At 71.3% G+C, this 14,154-nt stretch carries 14 protein-coding genes and 1 pseudogene; 4 read left to right on the plus strand and 11 right to left on the minus strand.

From position 1 onward, the window contains the following. Window positions 1-28 precede the first annotated feature (28 nt). Together CP981_RS35460 and CP981_RS35465 are read right to left on the minus strand one after the other, a co-directional pair. Entirely contained in the window at window positions 29-883 is an 855-nt protein-coding gene (locus CP981_RS35460; protein ID WP_085922115.1) for a hypothetical protein, read from the minus strand. A gap of 43 nt (window positions 884-926) precedes the next feature. Continuing rightward, a complete protein-coding gene (locus CP981_RS35465) occupies window positions 927-1,310 on the minus strand; it encodes a hypothetical protein (protein WP_085922114.1) in 384 nt (127 codons plus the stop codon). A 609-nt stretch (window positions 1,311-1,919) separates the two neighbouring features. On the opposite strand from CP981_RS35465, the gene CP981_RS35470 reads away from it, so the two are divergent. Next, the gene (locus CP981_RS35470) at window positions 1,920-3,557 is read left to right on the plus strand and encodes an alpha/beta hydrolase (protein ID WP_085922113.1); all 1,638 of its coding nucleotides are present in this window, start codon (window positions 1,920-1,922) and stop codon (window positions 3,555-3,557) included. 144 nt (window positions 3,558-3,701) lie between these two features. Here CP981_RS35470 and CP981_RS35475 read toward each other — a convergent pair whose 3' ends face one another. From CP981_RS35475 to CP981_RS35485, 3 genes and pseudogenes are all read right to left on the minus strand, one after another. Continuing rightward, window positions 3,702-4,757, minus strand: coding sequence for an NAD-dependent epimerase/dehydratase family protein (locus tag CP981_RS35475; RefSeq protein ID WP_208853028.1), 1,056 nt, complete (start codon window positions 4,755-4,757; stop codon window positions 3,702-3,704). Window positions 4,758-4,847: 90 nt separating this feature from the next. Beyond that, a pseudogene (locus tag CP981_RS35480) lies at window positions 4,848-5,580 on the minus strand (lysophospholipid acyltransferase family protein). A 313-nt stretch (window positions 5,581-5,893) separates the two neighbouring features. Then, window positions 5,894-6,649 carry a type 1 glutamine amidotransferase domain-containing protein gene (locus CP981_RS35485; protein ID WP_085922111.1) on the minus strand — a complete coding sequence of 252 codons (756 nt, stop codon included), beginning with the start codon at window positions 6,647-6,649 and terminating at the stop codon, window positions 5,894-5,896. A gap of 154 nt (window positions 6,650-6,803) precedes the next feature. Between CP981_RS35485 and CP981_RS35490 the strand changes: the two genes are divergently transcribed. Both CP981_RS35490 and CP981_RS35495 read left to right on the plus strand, forming a co-directional pair. Next, a complete protein-coding gene (locus CP981_RS35490) occupies window positions 6,804-7,481 on the plus strand; it encodes a hypothetical protein (RefSeq protein ID WP_085922110.1) in 678 nt (225 codons plus the stop codon). Between the two features lie 206 nt (window positions 7,482-7,687). Further along, window positions 7,688-8,113 (plus strand): SSI family serine proteinase inhibitor, encoded by a 426-nt coding sequence (locus CP981_RS35495; protein ID WP_085922109.1) that lies wholly within the window; start codon window positions 7,688-7,690, stop codon window positions 8,111-8,113. Between the two features lie 22 nt (window positions 8,114-8,135). Here the strand turns inward: CP981_RS35495 and CP981_RS38005 are convergent, their stop codons facing one another. From CP981_RS38005 to CP981_RS35515, 5 genes are all read right to left on the minus strand, one after another. Beyond that, on the minus strand, window positions 8,136-8,294 hold the full coding sequence (locus CP981_RS38005; RefSeq protein WP_167536184.1) for a hypothetical protein: 159 nt from the start codon (window positions 8,292-8,294) through the stop codon (window positions 8,136-8,138). 162 nt (window positions 8,295-8,456) lie between these two features. Further along, the gene (locus tag CP981_RS35500; RefSeq protein WP_085922108.1) at window positions 8,457-9,416 is read right to left on the minus strand and encodes a cytochrome c oxidase assembly protein; all 960 of its coding nucleotides are present in this window, start codon (window positions 9,414-9,416) and stop codon (window positions 8,457-8,459) included. A 117-nt stretch (window positions 9,417-9,533) separates the two neighbouring features. Continuing rightward, window positions 9,534-10,559, minus strand: coding sequence for a 6-phosphofructokinase (locus CP981_RS35505; protein ID WP_085922107.1), 1,026 nt, complete (start codon window positions 10,557-10,559; stop codon window positions 9,534-9,536). 143 nt (window positions 10,560-10,702) lie between these two features. After that, window positions 10,703-11,431, minus strand: a complete 729-nt coding sequence (locus CP981_RS35510) for a type 1 glutamine amidotransferase (protein ID WP_085922106.1) — start codon at window positions 11,429-11,431, stop codon at window positions 10,703-10,705. A gap of 26 nt (window positions 11,432-11,457) precedes the next feature. Next, a complete protein-coding gene (locus CP981_RS35515) occupies window positions 11,458-12,696 on the minus strand; it encodes a MurT ligase domain-containing protein (protein ID WP_085922105.1) in 1,239 nt (412 codons plus the stop codon). A 183-nt stretch (window positions 12,697-12,879) separates the two neighbouring features. Here CP981_RS35515 and def point away from each other — a divergent pair, with 183 nt between their 5' ends. Beyond that, complete coding sequence (gene def / locus CP981_RS35520) at window positions 12,880-13,440, plus strand: peptide deformylase (RefSeq protein WP_085922104.1); 561 nt, start codon at window positions 12,880-12,882, stop codon at window positions 13,438-13,440. A 36-nt stretch (window positions 13,441-13,476) separates the two neighbouring features. Here the strand turns inward: def and CP981_RS35525 are convergent, their stop codons facing one another. After that, the gene (locus CP981_RS35525; RefSeq protein ID WP_085922103.1) at window positions 13,477-14,124 is read right to left on the minus strand and encodes a TetR/AcrR family transcriptional regulator; all 648 of its coding nucleotides are present in this window, start codon (window positions 14,122-14,124) and stop codon (window positions 13,477-13,479) included. Window positions 14,125-14,154: the final 30 nt, after the last annotated feature.

Raw genomic sequence — 14,154 nt, forward strand, 5'->3', positions numbered from 1 at the left:
GGTGTGCACCGTCTTCGTGCGTCAGGGCTCACAGGTTTTCCTCCAGCGCCGTACGCAGTCGGACAAGGAGGGCAATATCCGGATCGCCGGTATCGAGGAGGTCCGGAACCGGTATGTGCCAGGTCGGGGTGGGGCGTCCTTCGGCGGCGGGGGCGGCGGGCCCGTCCAGGCAGGCGCCGGGTCGGCGCCGCGGGAGCGCCGTCGGCGCCGGGGGCAGCTGGACGAGGCCGGCGGCGGCGAGACGGCGGATGTCGAGCAGGGTCGCGAACGCGGACTGACCCAGCAGCCGGGCCAGTTCCTGCGGGGTGTGCCGGCCGTCGGCACGGTCGAGCAGCCGCCGCTGCCGGCCCGTGGTGGGGGCGGCCGAGGTGCGCGGGCGGACGGGTATGACGGGGGAGGAGTCGACGGCCGCCCACGGGTGGAGCCGGTCGAGCAGTGCCCGGCGGCGGGCCGTCGCCTGCTGGAGCGCACCGGCGCTGATCGGCCGTACGACCCCCATCCAGTGGGCGGTCCCGGGCGTGAAGGAGGTGGACTCGGGCGGCAGCGGCAGGGCGAAGAACGCCGCGTCGAGGAGGGCGGCGAGATGGCATATCTCCAGTTCGCTCTGGGTCAACCAGCCCTCGCTGACCAGGTATTGAGCGCCCCGCTGGTCCGGCCCCGCCCGCTCCACGGCGTACTGCCAGCCCTGCGGCGGCACCTTGCCGGCCGCGATGAGGCGGATGTCGAGACCGGGGGCGGCGGTGCCCTCGACGCAGTAGACCGCGCCGTCGAGAAGGTAGATGCAGCCGTGCGGACCACGGAGGGCGCCGGTGGCCCGCTCGGCGGCGCACCGGTCGAGCAGCCCTGCCGGCGCGGGCGGGGGAGGGGATATGGGCAGGCCCATGGCTGGTTCCTTTAACGTGCGTGCGGTGTGGCGGAGCCCGTGTTCAGGGCGCGACGAGCTCCGCCGCCAGATCGCGCAGCCGGAGGCGCGCGACGGCGAGATTGGCCTGGGTGCGGTCCAGCCAGAGGTAGAGGTAGGTCTGGCTGTCGAAGGCCGTGTGCACAAAACGGATGAGGTGGTAGCTGCTCTCGGCCGTGATGATCAGGTCTTCGAGGGCCGGGCCGCCGGCGCCCGGGGTGTCGAAGGTGGCATTGCGGGCCACGGCCTGCACCACCTCGGCGGTGTCGGCGGCGGCCGCGTCATGATCGCCGTGCGGCGCCTGCCCCGCCGTGCCGAGCGTGAGACCACTGGTCCAATCGATCAGTCCGGCGCCCAGAACGCCCGGGATCCCCATCGCCTGGGACAACACCTGATCGATACCCGGCACTTCGGATCTCCTTCGCGACGGCTCTGACAGCGCGAAAACGCCGAAGCCCTCCCGTGGCAGTGAGTGGGAGAGCCTTCACGGAAGGTTACTGAAGCTGTGCGGCTGGCACATGCCTGTGGGGCAGGTCTACGGCAATTGACGTATTCTCGCCCCTGCGCGCCCCTTTGGCGGCCATCGCGCCGTACCGCACTCCGGGAGCTTTCCCGCCGTGCCGCGCGTCCGCGACCCCGGCCGCCCGCCTGCGGATTCGCCTATTCCGTCGGGCAACTGTCGCAAGTCCGGCCCAAGTTGAGGATGTCACTGCGGGGGCCGAGCGGTGGGGGAAAGTTCGTCACGGGGCGGCGGCCTTGGCCGGAATGATGAGGTTCCCTCGCGAGGTCCGGCCGTTCGCCGGCAGCCCACAGGTGCCGGTGTCCGCACCGCCGGAGGAGCGGATACGTCCGAGGAGACGTGACCGGCGGCAGCCGGCGGCGGGGCAAGAAACCTACAGGTTGGTAAAGAAGTGTGGGCCAAACCTGTTCAGGAGGGGACGCCGCACGACAGGATCCCTCTGTAAGCCTGTGATCAACGCCGCCACAAGTGGCGCACCATGCAGGGGGAATTGACCACGTGAGAAAAACAGCAGCGCTCGGCGCCGCCGGAACCCTGGTTTCCGGCGCGCTTCTCGCCGGAGCGATAACCGCCACGCCCGCCCAGGCGGGTGAGCAGCACCAGCGCGGTTCGGCCGAAGCACGCGGTGTGGCCACCGCCGCCGCGCGCGCAGCCAAGAAGGGCATCGACTGGCAGGACTGCCCCGCGGACTGGGGCCTCAAGTCGCCGGTCCAGTGCGGCTATGTCACCGTCCCGGTCGACTACGCCCGGCCGAACGGCCGCACCATCAAGATCGCCGTCGACCGTGCCCTCGGCACCGGCGGCAAGGAGCAGCGCCAGGGCTCCCTCCTCTACAACCCCGGTGGCCCCGGCGGTTCGGGCATGAAGTTCCCGACCCGCATCACCACCAAGAACCCGCTCTGGGCCAAGACCGCGAAGGCGTATGACTTCGTCGGCTTCGACCCCCGGGGCGTGGGCCACTCCGCGCCGATCTCCTGCATGGACCCGCAGGAGTTCGTCAAGGCGCCCAAGGCCGACCCGGTGCCGGACAGCGAGGCCGACAAGCGCGCCCAGCGCAAGCTCGCCAAGCAGTACGCCGACGGCTGCGCCGAGCGCAGCGGCCGCCTGCTGCCGTACATGACGACCCCGAACACCGCCCGCGACATGGACGTGATCCGTGCCGCGCTCGGTGAGAAGAAGCTCAACTACCTGGGCGTCTCCTACGGCACCTACCTGGGAGCGGTCTACGCGACGCTCTTCCCGGGGCACGTGCGCCGGATGCTCGTCGACAGCGTCGTCGACCCCTCCCGCGAGAAGGTCTGGTACCAGGCCAACCTCGACCAGGACGTCGCGTTCGAGACCCGCTGGGGCGACTGGAAGAAGTGGGTGGCCAAGAACGACGCCACGTACCACATCGGCAGCACCCCCCAGAAGGTCCAGGCCGCCTGGGAGAAGCTGCGGGCGACCGCCAAGAAGAAGCCCATCGGCGGTGTCGTCGGCCCCGCCGAGCTGACCGGTTTCTTCCAGAACGCTCCGTACTACGACTCCATGTGGGCCTCGGTCGCCGAGGTCTGGAGCGCGTACCTCACCGGTGACAGCAAGCCGCTGGTGGAGAACGCCGGTCCGAACCTCAAGGACACCGCGGGCAACATCGCCTCGGAGAACGGCAACGCCGTCTACACGGCCGTCGAGTGCACCGACACCAAGTGGCCCACCAGCTGGAAGAAGTGGGACCGCGACAACACCCGCATCCACCAGCGGGCACCGTTCATGACCTGGTCCAACGCCTGGATGAACCTGCCCTGCGCCACCTGGCCGGTCAAGCAGCAGCGGCCGGTCGACGTCAAGACCGGCAAGGGTCTGCCGAACGTGCTGATCGTGCAGAGTGTCCGCGACGCGGCCACCCCGTACGGCGGCGCGGTCGAGCTGCACCGTCGGCTCAAGGGCTCCCGCATGATCACCGAGCGGGACGCCGGATCGCACGGTGTCACCGGTCAGGTCAACCCCTGCATCAACGACCGGGTCGACGCCTACTTCCTGTCCGGAAAGACCGACGCCAAGGACGTGACCTGCGCCCCGCATGCCACGCCCGAGCCCAGCAAGCTGTCGGCAGCGAAGTCCCTCGTGGGGGCTTTGGACGTGCCCGCCGTGCATTGATGACGGCGGCATGAACGGTGCCGGCATGAACAGTGCCGGCACCACCTGACGGCACGCAGGGGCGGCCGGGAATCCTCCCGGCCGCCCCTGTCGTTCCGGCCCGCATCCCCGCATCCCCGCATCGCCGGCCACCCGCCGCGGTGCTCAGCCGTTTCCGGCCCGCCCCGCCAGCCACCGGTCCTCGGCCGCATAGCCGAACAGCTTCTCGTCCGGATAGAACCCGGCCATCCGCGGGAACACCTCCCACCAGGCCCGCCCCTTGACCCGGTCGGCCAGCCAGGCCACCGTCGCGGGCAGCGACTCCTGGTACGTCGTCACCGCGCGGTAGCCCAACTCGCGCTCCGCCGCCGTCATGTCGTAGACCAGGGGATGGGGGACCGACCACGGGGTGTCGCCCACGTCGGACGACGGCGGGGCGCCGTCCACCCGCACGATCTCGCTCTCCGGCGCACCCATCACCGCGTCCACCGCCGCCGAGATCTCGCCCACCGTCGGTGCCTGCGGATCGGCCGCGTTGAGCACCCGCGAGCCCGGCCGGCGGGCCGCCAGCCGGACCAGCTCCGCGAGGTTGTCGACATGCACCGGATGGAAACGGCTGTTGCCGCCGTACGCGAGCACCCGCACCCGGCGGCCGTCCAGCACCCGCTTGACGAAGTACAGCTCCCGGGGCAGCGGACTGTACGGGCCGTGCACGGCGACGGCCCGCAGCAGTGTCACCGGCAGCCGGTCGCCCGGTGCCAGCAGCGCCCGTTCCAGGGCGGCCTTGCGGGTGCCGTAGTCCTTGTCGCCGGGCGGCACGGTCGGCTGGGACTCCTGGACGGGCAGCGGATAGACCGGGGAGCCGTCCGGCTCGTCCATCGTCGCGAAGCTGCGCCCGCGGTCGTCCTCGTACACCGCGCAACTGGAGATCACCACGGCCGAACCGATCCGGTCCGCCAGGGCCGTCAACTGGTCCGCATGCGCGGCGTTGTACGCCACACAGTCCAGCAGCACATCGCAGCCCTCGCCGATCAGCCCGGCAACTGCTGCGTCGTCCTCCCGGTCCATCGCCACCGGGCGGACGTCCCCGGGCCAGGAGGCATCGCGTTCGCCGTGCCGGGACGCGGCCCGCACCGCCCAGCCGTCCCGCGCCAGGGCCCGCACCGCCGCACGCCCGATCTGTCCACTCGCCCCGATCACCACTGCGCTGCCTGAGGTCATGCCAGGACCCTACGGACGGTCAGGCCATGGCCGGTGTACGGTTCGCCCACGGCGCAAGGCATCCCCGGGCTCTGGACCGTCGCCCGCCGCTCAGCGCGCGGGCCCCTTCCCGCCCCCGTGCCCCCGCCGCCCCTGTGCCCGTGCCTGTGCCTGCGCCTCGGCCTTGGCTTCGCCCGCGTAGGTGTCGACGTACTCCTGCCCGGACAGGGTGAGGATCGCGTACATGATCTCGTCGGTGACGGCGCGCAGCGCGATGCGTTCATCCTCCAGCCCGGCATAGCGCGAGAAGTCCAGCGGTGCGCCGAAGCGGATGGTGATCCGCATGGCGCGCGGCAGCCGCCGGCCCGTCGGCTGCGCCTCGAACGTGCCGATCATCGCGCACGGCACCACCGGCACCCCCGCGGTGACGGCCATCGAGGCGACGCCGGTACGCCCCTTGTAGAGCCGCCCGTCGTGCGAGCGGGTGCCCTCCGGGTAGATGCCGAGCAGCCGGCTTGCGCAGCACGGCGAGCCCCGAGGAGAGCGCCGCCCGCGAGGCGCGGCCGCCGGACCGGTCGACCGGAATCTGCCCGACGCCCCGGAAGAATGCCGCGGTCAGCCGCCCCTTCAGGCCGGGCCCGGTGAAGTACTCCGCCTTGGCCAGAAAGGTCACCCGGCGCGGCACGATCGCCGGCATCACAAAGCTATCGACGACCGACAGATGATTGCTCGCGATGATGGCCGCGCCCTCTTCCGGCACATGCTCCAGCCCCTCGATCCGCGGCCGGAACACCAGCCGCAGCAAGGGCCCGAGAAGGAGGTACTTCAGCACCTGATAGAGCACAGCGCAGCTCCCTGATCCGTCGGCCCGCCGGGGCGGCTACCTCGTCCCAGGCGACGAACGGGCCCGGAGACGGCCAGTGAGTTTATGGGCAAGCGCCGCGGCGGGTAACCACCTTAGGCCGGATCGATGCTGACTCCTTCCCGCTGCCGGCCGCTCGCGGGATCGCCACTGATCGCCGCACACCGGATGCGCCGGGCCGTCGGCTTCCTCCGGGAAGCCCTCCCGCCGGAACAGGCCGAGGAGGTCCTGACGGCAGGCGCCCGCCTGATCCGGCGGCACGAGGAGTGGGGCCTCCCGGCCCGCTCCTGTCACCTCAGTGCGGTGCGGCTTCCAGAAGCGCACGGAACCGGCGGCCGAAGAGGTACGCGTCGCCAGGCCAGCGCGCGGACAGGTAGCTGCCGTCCTGCACGACGAACGCCGGGGTGTCATCGGTCGCGGTGCCCCGCGCGGCAAGGACCCTCGGTCCGCGCGCGAACTGCACGCCCGGGTCATCCAGCGCGGCCCGGACCTCGTCCTCCACATACGCCGGATACGTACGGTAGTAGCGGCCGAGCCGCCATGCGGTGGCCAGATATGCCGACCGTTCCATGTACTTCGGCAGACACGTCGTACGCCGGTCCGCCAGCAGACTCCGGCCATCGGACGCCGCACGCGCCCGCGCCAGCACCAGCACGCCGTGACAGATCGCTCCCACCGGCCGCCGCAGCGCCCAGAACCGGCTGATCTGCCGCCGCAGCACCTCCGAACCCAAGTACTGCCGCATCCCCGGTGCGTGCCCGCCCGGCAGAATCAGCCCGTCGTAGTTCTCCGGGGCCAGCTCCGCCCAGCCGACCGTCGTGCGGAACTCCTCGCTGCGGGTGAGCTCTTCGTAGAACCGCCTGGGCTCCTCCGCGGCGCCGAGCTGTCCGAAGAGAACCCCGCGGAGGAGCCGCGGATCGCCTGCCGGCCGGGTCCCGGCGCGTTCGGTGGCGAAGACGACCCGATGGCCGGCGTCGGTGAGCAGCCGCCAGGGCACCGCCACCTCGGTGACATCGAAATCGCGGTCGGGGACCGGCATCAGTACGCGCACCCGGACATCATCGCGCCCGCTTGTTACCTTTCGGTATCTGCTTTGGCATCCACGGACAACTTTCCGCTCGCCCTGAACCGCACTGAGCTGACGCGCCGTACTGTCCGGCAACCGAGCCCAGCCCCACGGTCCGGGCCGAGGACAGGAGTCAGAGATGTCCCGCAAGAAGAAAGCCGGCCGGCGCCAGAAGATCATCGTTGGTGTCAGTGCCGCGGCACTGGTCGGCGGTATCGCCATCGTCACCACGGGCACCAGCCAGGCATCGGCGGCCTGCGACGGACTGGCCACCGCGCTGAGCAACAATCAGAAGTTCATCGCCGACCAGAAGGCCAAGCCGGACGCCCAGTCGGCGGCACGGATCGCCAACCGGGAGGCCGTGATCAAACAGATCCGGTTGCAGCAGCGGGAAGCGGGCTGTTCCGGGGACGGGGGTGCGGCCGCGGGCGCCCCGCCGGCGGCGGACCAGCCACCCGCCGACGGGGCGGGGTCCGCGTCGCAGGAGCCGTCCGGATCGGCGCAGCCACCCGCCTCGGACGACCCGCCCGCGTCCGATGACTCGTCCGCCGCCCCGCCGGCCGGCGACGGCGATGTGGTGTGCCCCGGCTCGACGGTGACTCTCTCCGGCGAGGGCGGCGCACCGGCGGCGTCCAGCGACGAGTTCCCCGCCGGGACCAAGCTGAAGGTGACCAACCTGGACAACGACAAGTCGACGACCGTCTCCGTCACTTCGACGTCGGGCAGCTGTGTGCTGCTCAACAACGCGGCCTTCGAGCAGGTACGTGAGGACGGCAAGTTCCTGATCCGCCGCGCCCGCATCGAGCGGGTGGGCTGACCCCGGTCCGGTGGCCGGCAGCGGAGCCGCCTCCTCCGTTGCCGGCCACCCTGTCTCCTGGAGGGCATCCGCAGGCCGTACGGGCGACCTCACGGCGTGGCCGCTTGTCCGCCGGGGCGCGGCGAGGTGGCCTGGGGCCGCCGGGCGCCGCGTGTCCTGTCGGGCTCCCGCATGTGACCCCACCCGAGCGTTCCCAGGAGACCGCGATGCCCGTGAGCCGTCGACGCCGACCCGCCCGTGCCACCCTGCCCGCCACCGCGCTTGCCGCCCTGTCCCTGGCCCTGCTCTGCGCCGGTCCGGCCGGCGCCGATGAGCCGCCGGCGCCGGCCGGAGACCAGGGCCTGGTGCTCACCATGTCCGGAGCGGGCAACACCTGGACCCGGGGGGTGCGCCTCAGCTGCCCGGACATCCACCGCCGGCATCCGCACGCGGGCGCCGCCTGCGACGCGCTGACCTGGGCCCGCGGGGACCTGGACGCGCTGCCCGGCGAGCCGCACTCCTGCACCAGGGAGTACGACCCGGTCACCGCCACCGCGACCGGCACCTGGCGCGGTGTCCCCGTCAACTGGCGCAAGGAGTTCCCCAACGCCTGCATGATGGACTCCGCCACCGGGGCCGTCTTCCGCTTCTGAACGGCGCCCCGCGCCGGCGGACTCAGACCGGCCGGGCGGCCAGCACTCCGATCGTCACCAGCGCCACCACCACCCAGGAGAACCAGACCCAGCCATTGGCGCCCAGCGCCACGGTGTAAGCGGTCGCCGCCACCAGCCCGCCCACCGTGCACACGGCCATCGTTTTCGCAGATCCGGGCATACCCGCACGCTCCTCACGGCGGCCGGGCGCCGAGGGAAACGACGCGGGCCGCGGCCATGGGACCATCGTCCCCGGCCGCGGCCCGTACCGCCAGAGTGGCGACCCGCCCGCCCGTCGCCCGACCTCCACCCCCAGAAGACGGCGCTACGCGCCGACCCCCCGTTATCGCCCCCGGGCGTTGAGCGAGGCGAGATAGGCGTTGTAGTCGGCCAGATCCTTGTCGCCGTTGCGGTCGGCGGCGCGGTCCGCGCGCTGCGACTGACGCTCCTCGGACTTGTACCACTGGAAGACCAGGGCGATCAGCACCACCACGGACGGGATCTCGCTGAAGGCCCAGGCGATACCGCCGGCGGCCGACTGGTCGGACAGCGCGTCGATCCCGAGCGAGGCGGGCGGGTTCAGGAAGGTGTGGACCATCGGCTCCGAGGCCATCATCAGCGCGATCCCGAAGAACGCGTGGAACGGCATGCCCGCGAACAGCTCCAGCATCCGCATCACATAGCCCGGCCGGTGCGGACCCGGGTCGACGCCCATGATCGGCCAGAAGAACACCAGGCCCACCGCGAGGAAGTGCACCATCATCCCGATGTGCCCGGCCCGGGACTCCATCAGGAAGTCGAACAGCGGCGAGAAGTAGAGCGCGTAGAGGCTCGCGATGAACAGCGGGATGGTGAACGCCGGGTGCGTGATGATCCGCATGTAGCGGCTGTGCAGCAGCGCCACCAGCAGTTCGCGCGGACCCTTGCGGCCCCGTCCGGCGGCGGGCAGGGCGCGCAGCGCCAGCGTCACCGGCGCCCCGAGCAGCAGCAGGATCGGCGAGAGCATGCTGATGATCATGTGCTGGACCATGTGCACGCTGAACATCGCCATGCCGTAGTCATTGAGCCCGGTGCACATCACCAGGGCCACCGACACCACGCCCAGGGCCCAGGCGACGGTCCGGCCCACCGGCCAGGCGTCCCCCCGGCGCCGCAGCCGGATCACCGCCCAGCCGTACAGTCCGAGCCCCAGCAGACAGCCGATGAGAAAGACCGGATCACCACCGAACTCCAGGCCTCTCCCCAGCGTGAACGGCGGCAGATCCATGTTCATGCCGTCCATGCCGTGCCCGCTGTGATCCATCCGCTCGCTCCTGATTCGTACCAATGCTCCGGCGACAAGACTAGAACCGCCCCCGGCCTTGTGATCGGGCGGGGGCGGTTCGTGCAGCGCGGAACTATCGCGCCGGAGCCGGCGAGGTCACAGCACGCACTCGGCCTCGTCGTAGCGCTCCGCGGGCACCGTCTTGAGCGTCTCCACGGCCTCGGCCAGCGGCACCAGCGTGATGTCGGTGCCGCGCAGCGCGGTCATCATCCCGAAGTCCCCGCGGTGCGCGGCCTCGACGGCGTGCCAGCCGAAGCGGGTGGCGAGCACCCGGTCGTACGCGGTCGGGGTGCCGCCGCGCTGGACGTGCCCGAGGATGACCGGACGCGCCTCCTTGCCGAGCCGGTCCTCCAGCTCCACGGACAGCTGCCGGGCGACCCCGGCGAACCGCTCATGGCCGTACATGTCCTTGCCGCCGATGTCGAAGGACATGGTGCCCTCACGCGGCTTGGCGCCCTCGGCGACGACCACGATCGCGAACTTCTTGCCGGCCTCGAACCGCTCGGAGACCCGTGCGGTCAGCTCCTCGATGTCGAAGGGCCGCTCCGGCACGACGATCGCGTGCGCACCGGCCGCCATGCCCGAGTGCAGCGCGATCCAGCCGGTGTGCCGCCCCATCACCTCGACGATCATCACCCGCTGGTGCGACTCGGCGGTGGTCTTGAGCCGGTCCAGCGCCTCGGTGGCGACACCCACCGCGGTGTCGAAGCCGAACGTCACATCCGTGACCGCGATGTCGTTGTCGATGGTCTTCGGCACGCCCACGATCGGCAGCCCGGCGTCCGACAGCAGCCGCGCCGCCTTCAGTGTGCCCTCGCCGCCGATCGGGATGATCGCGTCCAGGCCCAGGTCGGCGACATGGCCGCGGGCCCGCTCGACGCCGTCCCGCAGATGCGCGGGCTGCACCCGGGACGACCCGAGGATGGTGCCGCCGCGCGCCAGGATGCCGCCGACGGCATCGAGGTCGAGCTTGCGGTAATCGCACTCCAGCAGGCCCTTCCAGCCGTCACGGAAGCCGATCACCTCATCGCCGTGATCAGCGGTGGCGCGGTGGACGACGGACCGGATGACGGCGTTCAGTCCGGGGCAGTCGCCGCCGGAGGTGAGGACACCAATACGCATTGCTCGAAAAACCTCTGCAACTCAACCGGGGGCCCGGACCCCGTCGTCCGGTTGGAATCCGCTCACCCTACAAGCGCGGAGCCCCCGGGAACACGTACGCCCGCAGTGCAAGACTGCGGGCGTACGAATGGGCGCGGTGGCGCTCAGGCGGGCGTGGTCGCCGCGGCGATCCGCTCCTGGCGCAGCGCCTCGTACCAGGTGTCATCCACCGGGGGAAGCGCGTTGACGTCCAGCGCCAGCTTGATCAGCAGGTCGGCGATATGCGGATTGCGCGCCATCACCGGGCCGTGCATGTACGTACCGAAGACGGTGTCGTTCCACGCGCCCTCGTAGCCGTCGCCGACCCCGTTGCCCTTGCCGAAGCGCACCTTGGCGAACGGCCGGGCGGTCTTGCCCAGATGCGTCACGCCCTGGTGGTTCTCGAAGCCGGTCAGCGGCGGCAGCCCCAACTGCGGGTCGATATCGGCGAGTACGTCACCGACGCAGCGCTCGGCCTCGCCGCGGGTGCTCACCACGTCCAGCAGCCCCAGACCCTGCTGCCGCTCCCCGAGGTCATTGATGAACTCATGGCCCAGGATCTGGTAGCCGGCACACACCGAGAACACGATCGCGCCGTTGGAGACCGCACGGCTCAGCCCGCCGTCGCGGATCAGCCGCTCGGAGGCCAGCCGCTGCGGCCGGTCCTCGCCGCCACCGATCAGGTAGATGTCGCCGGAGGTGGGGATCTGCTGGTCGGACCGTACGTCCAGCCGCTGGACGTCCAGACCGCGCTGGCGCGCCCGCCGCTCCACCACCAGGGCGTTCCCCTGGTCGCCGTACGTGCTCAACAGGTCCGGGTAGATCCACACCAGACGCAGGGAGTTGTCACTCATGCTCGCTCGTCCTTGTCCGCGCATCGTCAGTTGCCCACCCGTCGGCGCAGGTCCTGGAAGGCCGTGTAGTTGGCGATGACCTCGATCCGGCCGGGCGGTGCCAGCTGCACCGCCTCGTCCAGGCTCTCGCAGACCTTGAAGTCGAGGCCCGCGACCTCCAGCCGCACCGCCAGGTCCAGCTTGCGGTCGCCGAGCACGAAGATCGGGTGGCCGGCCAGCCGCGTGTAGTCCACGTCCCACAGCCAGGAGGTGTCGGTGCCGTCCGCGCCGCGTGCGTTCACCGACATGATCACCGGGGTCGGCGGCGGGTCGATCAGCGAGAACGTCTCCAGCCAGCCGGCCGGGTTCTTCGCCAGCAGCAGCCGCAGCTCCCGCTCCATGAACGTGACGACGTCGTAGCGCCCGGCCACCGCCTGCACCGAGAACATCCGCTCCAGGGCCACCTGCGGCGGCACCCCGAAGGCGGCGGCGACCGCGGCGGACGTGGTGGCGTTCGCCTTGTTGGCGCGCCCCGGCAGCTGGAGCTTGATCGGCCACGCGCTGCCGTGCGGGTCGAGCACATGATCGCCGGAGAGTGCCCAGCTGGGCGTCGGACGGCGGAAGCCGCACTCGCCGCAGAACCAGTCCTCGCCCGGCCGCTGCATCACACCGCCGCACGAGGGGCAGGACCAGGCGTCGTCCTTCCACTCCTGCCCGGCCGCGACCCACACCACGTTCGAGGACGACGAGGCCGCCCACACGATCAGCGGGTCGTCCGCGTTGGCGATGATCAGCGCCTTGGAACCGGACAGCCCCTCCCGCCAGTGCTCGGCCAGCATCCGGGTCTCCGCGGCGCGGTCGAGCTGGTCGCGGGAGAGGTTCAGCAGCGCTATGGCCTTCGGCGTCGTATCGCGTGCGACACCGGCGAGGTACTTCTCGTCGACCTCGATGACGCCGTAGCGGGCGTCCGATCCACCGGCCAGCGCGGACGTGATACCGGCCGGCATGTTGGCGCCGAGCGCGTTGGAGACCACCGGGCCGCTGGCCCGCAGCGCCTCCGCGATCAGCCGCGTCGTGGTCGTCTTGCCGTTGGTCGCCGACACCAGGATGACGTCCAGGTGCCGGGCCAGCCGCGCCAGCAGGTCGGGGTCGAGTTTCAGTGCCACCCGGCCACCGATCACCGATCCGCTGCCGCGGCCCGCCGCGCGCGATACCGCCGCCGCGGCCTTGCCTGCCGTCACGGCCAGCTTGGCCCGCGGCGACAGCGGCTCCGTGTTGCCTGCCATCGTCTTTGATCCTCCTTGCATCCGGCGCCCGCCTGCCGTGGGGCTGCCGTGGAACGCTCCTCCGCAGCCGATGACCGGCCGGGGCTTCGGTCGGGGATCAGCCTATCGAGATCCGGCCGCAGCCCCGAACCCCGCCACCCGTGCGGCGACATCCGCTGTGTGCAGGACCGTACGCTTGTCCCCATGCGTCCCCGCACCATTCCCGGCAGTTCCGGCCATGTCCGCCCGCTGCGATTGCTGGGCGATCCGGCCCTGACCGAGCCCTGCCAGGAGGTCACCGTCTTCGACGACGAGCTGGCCCGGCTGGTCGAGGACATGTACGCGACGATGTACGCCGCGCAGGGAGTGGGCCTCGCCGCCAACCAGATCGGCGTCCCGCTGCGGGTCTTCGTCTATGACTGCCCCGACGACGAGGACCGCCGTCATCTGGGGCATCTCGTCAACCCCCGGCTCGTCGAGGCCGACGGTCCGGTCATCCGCGGACCCGAGGGCTGTCTCTCGCTCCCCGGCATCGAAGCCGGTACCCCCCGCCATGACCGTGCCGTGGTGACCGGGGTCAGCGTCACCGGCGAGCCCGCCACGGTGACCGGCACCGGCTTCTTCGCCCGCTGTCTCCAGCACGAGTGCGACCATCTCGACGGCGGTCTCTACGTCGACCACCTGACCGGGCTGCGCCGCCGGCGGGCGCTCCGGGCGGCGGCGAAGGCCCCGTGGGCCGCGACAGCAGAGGCGCCCGGCCGCTGAGCGACCGGCGCCTCCCGCCGTTTCACGGACCGGCGCTCAGAAGCCGGGGCCGTCCGCGCGGTCGTCGACCGCGGCCAGCTGGCCCCAGAGCAGATCGGCCAGCTGCTTGACCAACTGCTCGCGTGAGCACGGGCGTTCGCGCAGCCACCAGTCACCGGCGTGCTGCATCATGCCGACGATGCCATGACCCCAGACCCGCGCGGTCAGCTCGCCGCCCGGCCCCAGGTCGAGCCGGTCGGTGATCACCTTGGCCAGCTCCTCGCCGAGCCGGCGCAGCAGGGGGGCGGAGTGCCGTCCGACGTCGAAGCCGGACTCGGAGGCGTTGTCCTCGTCCGACGGGTGCATCAGGAAGCGGTACACCTGCGGCCGGGCCTCGATCGCGAGCAGGTAGGCGTCGAGGGTGGCCTCGACCCGGTCCCGTCGCAGGACGGGGGCGTCCAGTGCGGTCGCCAGATTGGCGAGCAGGGCATCCGTGTGCCGTACGGCGAGCGCGCGGTAGAGCCCGCCCTTGTCGCCGAAGTGCCGGTAGAGGATCGGTTTGGTGATACCTGCCTCGGCGGCGATGGCGTTCATCGAGGCGTCCGGGCCGTCGCGCAGCACAATGCGCTCGGCGGCTTCCAGCAGCTCCCGCCGTCGGCGCTCGGTCGCCGTCTGCCGGCGGCCGATGTGCTCGGTGCTTTCCATGGTCGTGCTCCCCACCCTTGTGAATCCGTG

This window comes from Streptomyces platensis (genome assembly GCF_008704855.1).
Lineage (GTDB): Bacteria > Actinomycetota > Actinomycetes > Streptomycetales > Streptomycetaceae > Streptomyces > Streptomyces platensis.

What these genes read in the sequence shown, in the direction of transcription:
- CP981_RS35460 (WP_085922115.1), bottom strand. Translation starts at nt 883, where the DNA reads ATGGGCCTGCCCATATCCCCTCCCCCGCCCGCGCCGGCAGGGCTGCTC.
- CP981_RS35475 (WP_208853028.1), bottom strand. Translation starts at nt 4,757, where the DNA reads ATGACCTCAGGCAGCGCAGTGGTGATCGGGGCGAGTGGACAGATCGGG.
- CP981_RS35525 (WP_085922103.1), bottom strand. Translation starts at nt 14,124, where the DNA reads ATGGAAAGCACCGAGCACATCGGCCGCCGGCAGACGGCGACCGAGCGC.
- CP981_RS38005 (WP_167536184.1), bottom strand. Translation starts at nt 8,294, where the DNA reads ATGCCCGGATCTGCGAAAACGATGGCCGTGTGCACGGTGGGCGGGCTG.
- CP981_RS35500 (WP_085922108.1), bottom strand. Translation starts at nt 9,416, where the DNA reads ATGGATCACAGCGGGCACGGCATGGACGGCATGAACATGGATCTGCCG.
- CP981_RS35495 (WP_085922109.1), top strand. Translation starts at nt 7,688, where the DNA reads ATGCCCGTGAGCCGTCGACGCCGACCCGCCCGTGCCACCCTGCCCGCC.
- CP981_RS35490 (WP_085922110.1), top strand. Translation starts at nt 6,804, where the DNA reads ATGTCCCGCAAGAAGAAAGCCGGCCGGCGCCAGAAGATCATCGTTGGT.
- CP981_RS35510 (WP_085922106.1), bottom strand. Translation starts at nt 11,431, where the DNA reads ATGAGTGACAACTCCCTGCGTCTGGTGTGGATCTACCCGGACCTGTTG.
- CP981_RS35505 (WP_085922107.1), bottom strand. Translation starts at nt 10,559, where the DNA reads ATGCGTATTGGTGTCCTCACCTCCGGCGGCGACTGCCCCGGACTGAAC.
- def (WP_085922104.1), top strand. Translation starts at nt 12,880, where the DNA reads ATGCGTCCCCGCACCATTCCCGGCAGTTCCGGCCATGTCCGCCCGCTG.
- CP981_RS35515 (WP_085922105.1), bottom strand. Translation starts at nt 12,696, where the DNA reads ATGGCAGGCAACACGGAGCCGCTGTCGCCGCGGGCCAAGCTGGCCGTG.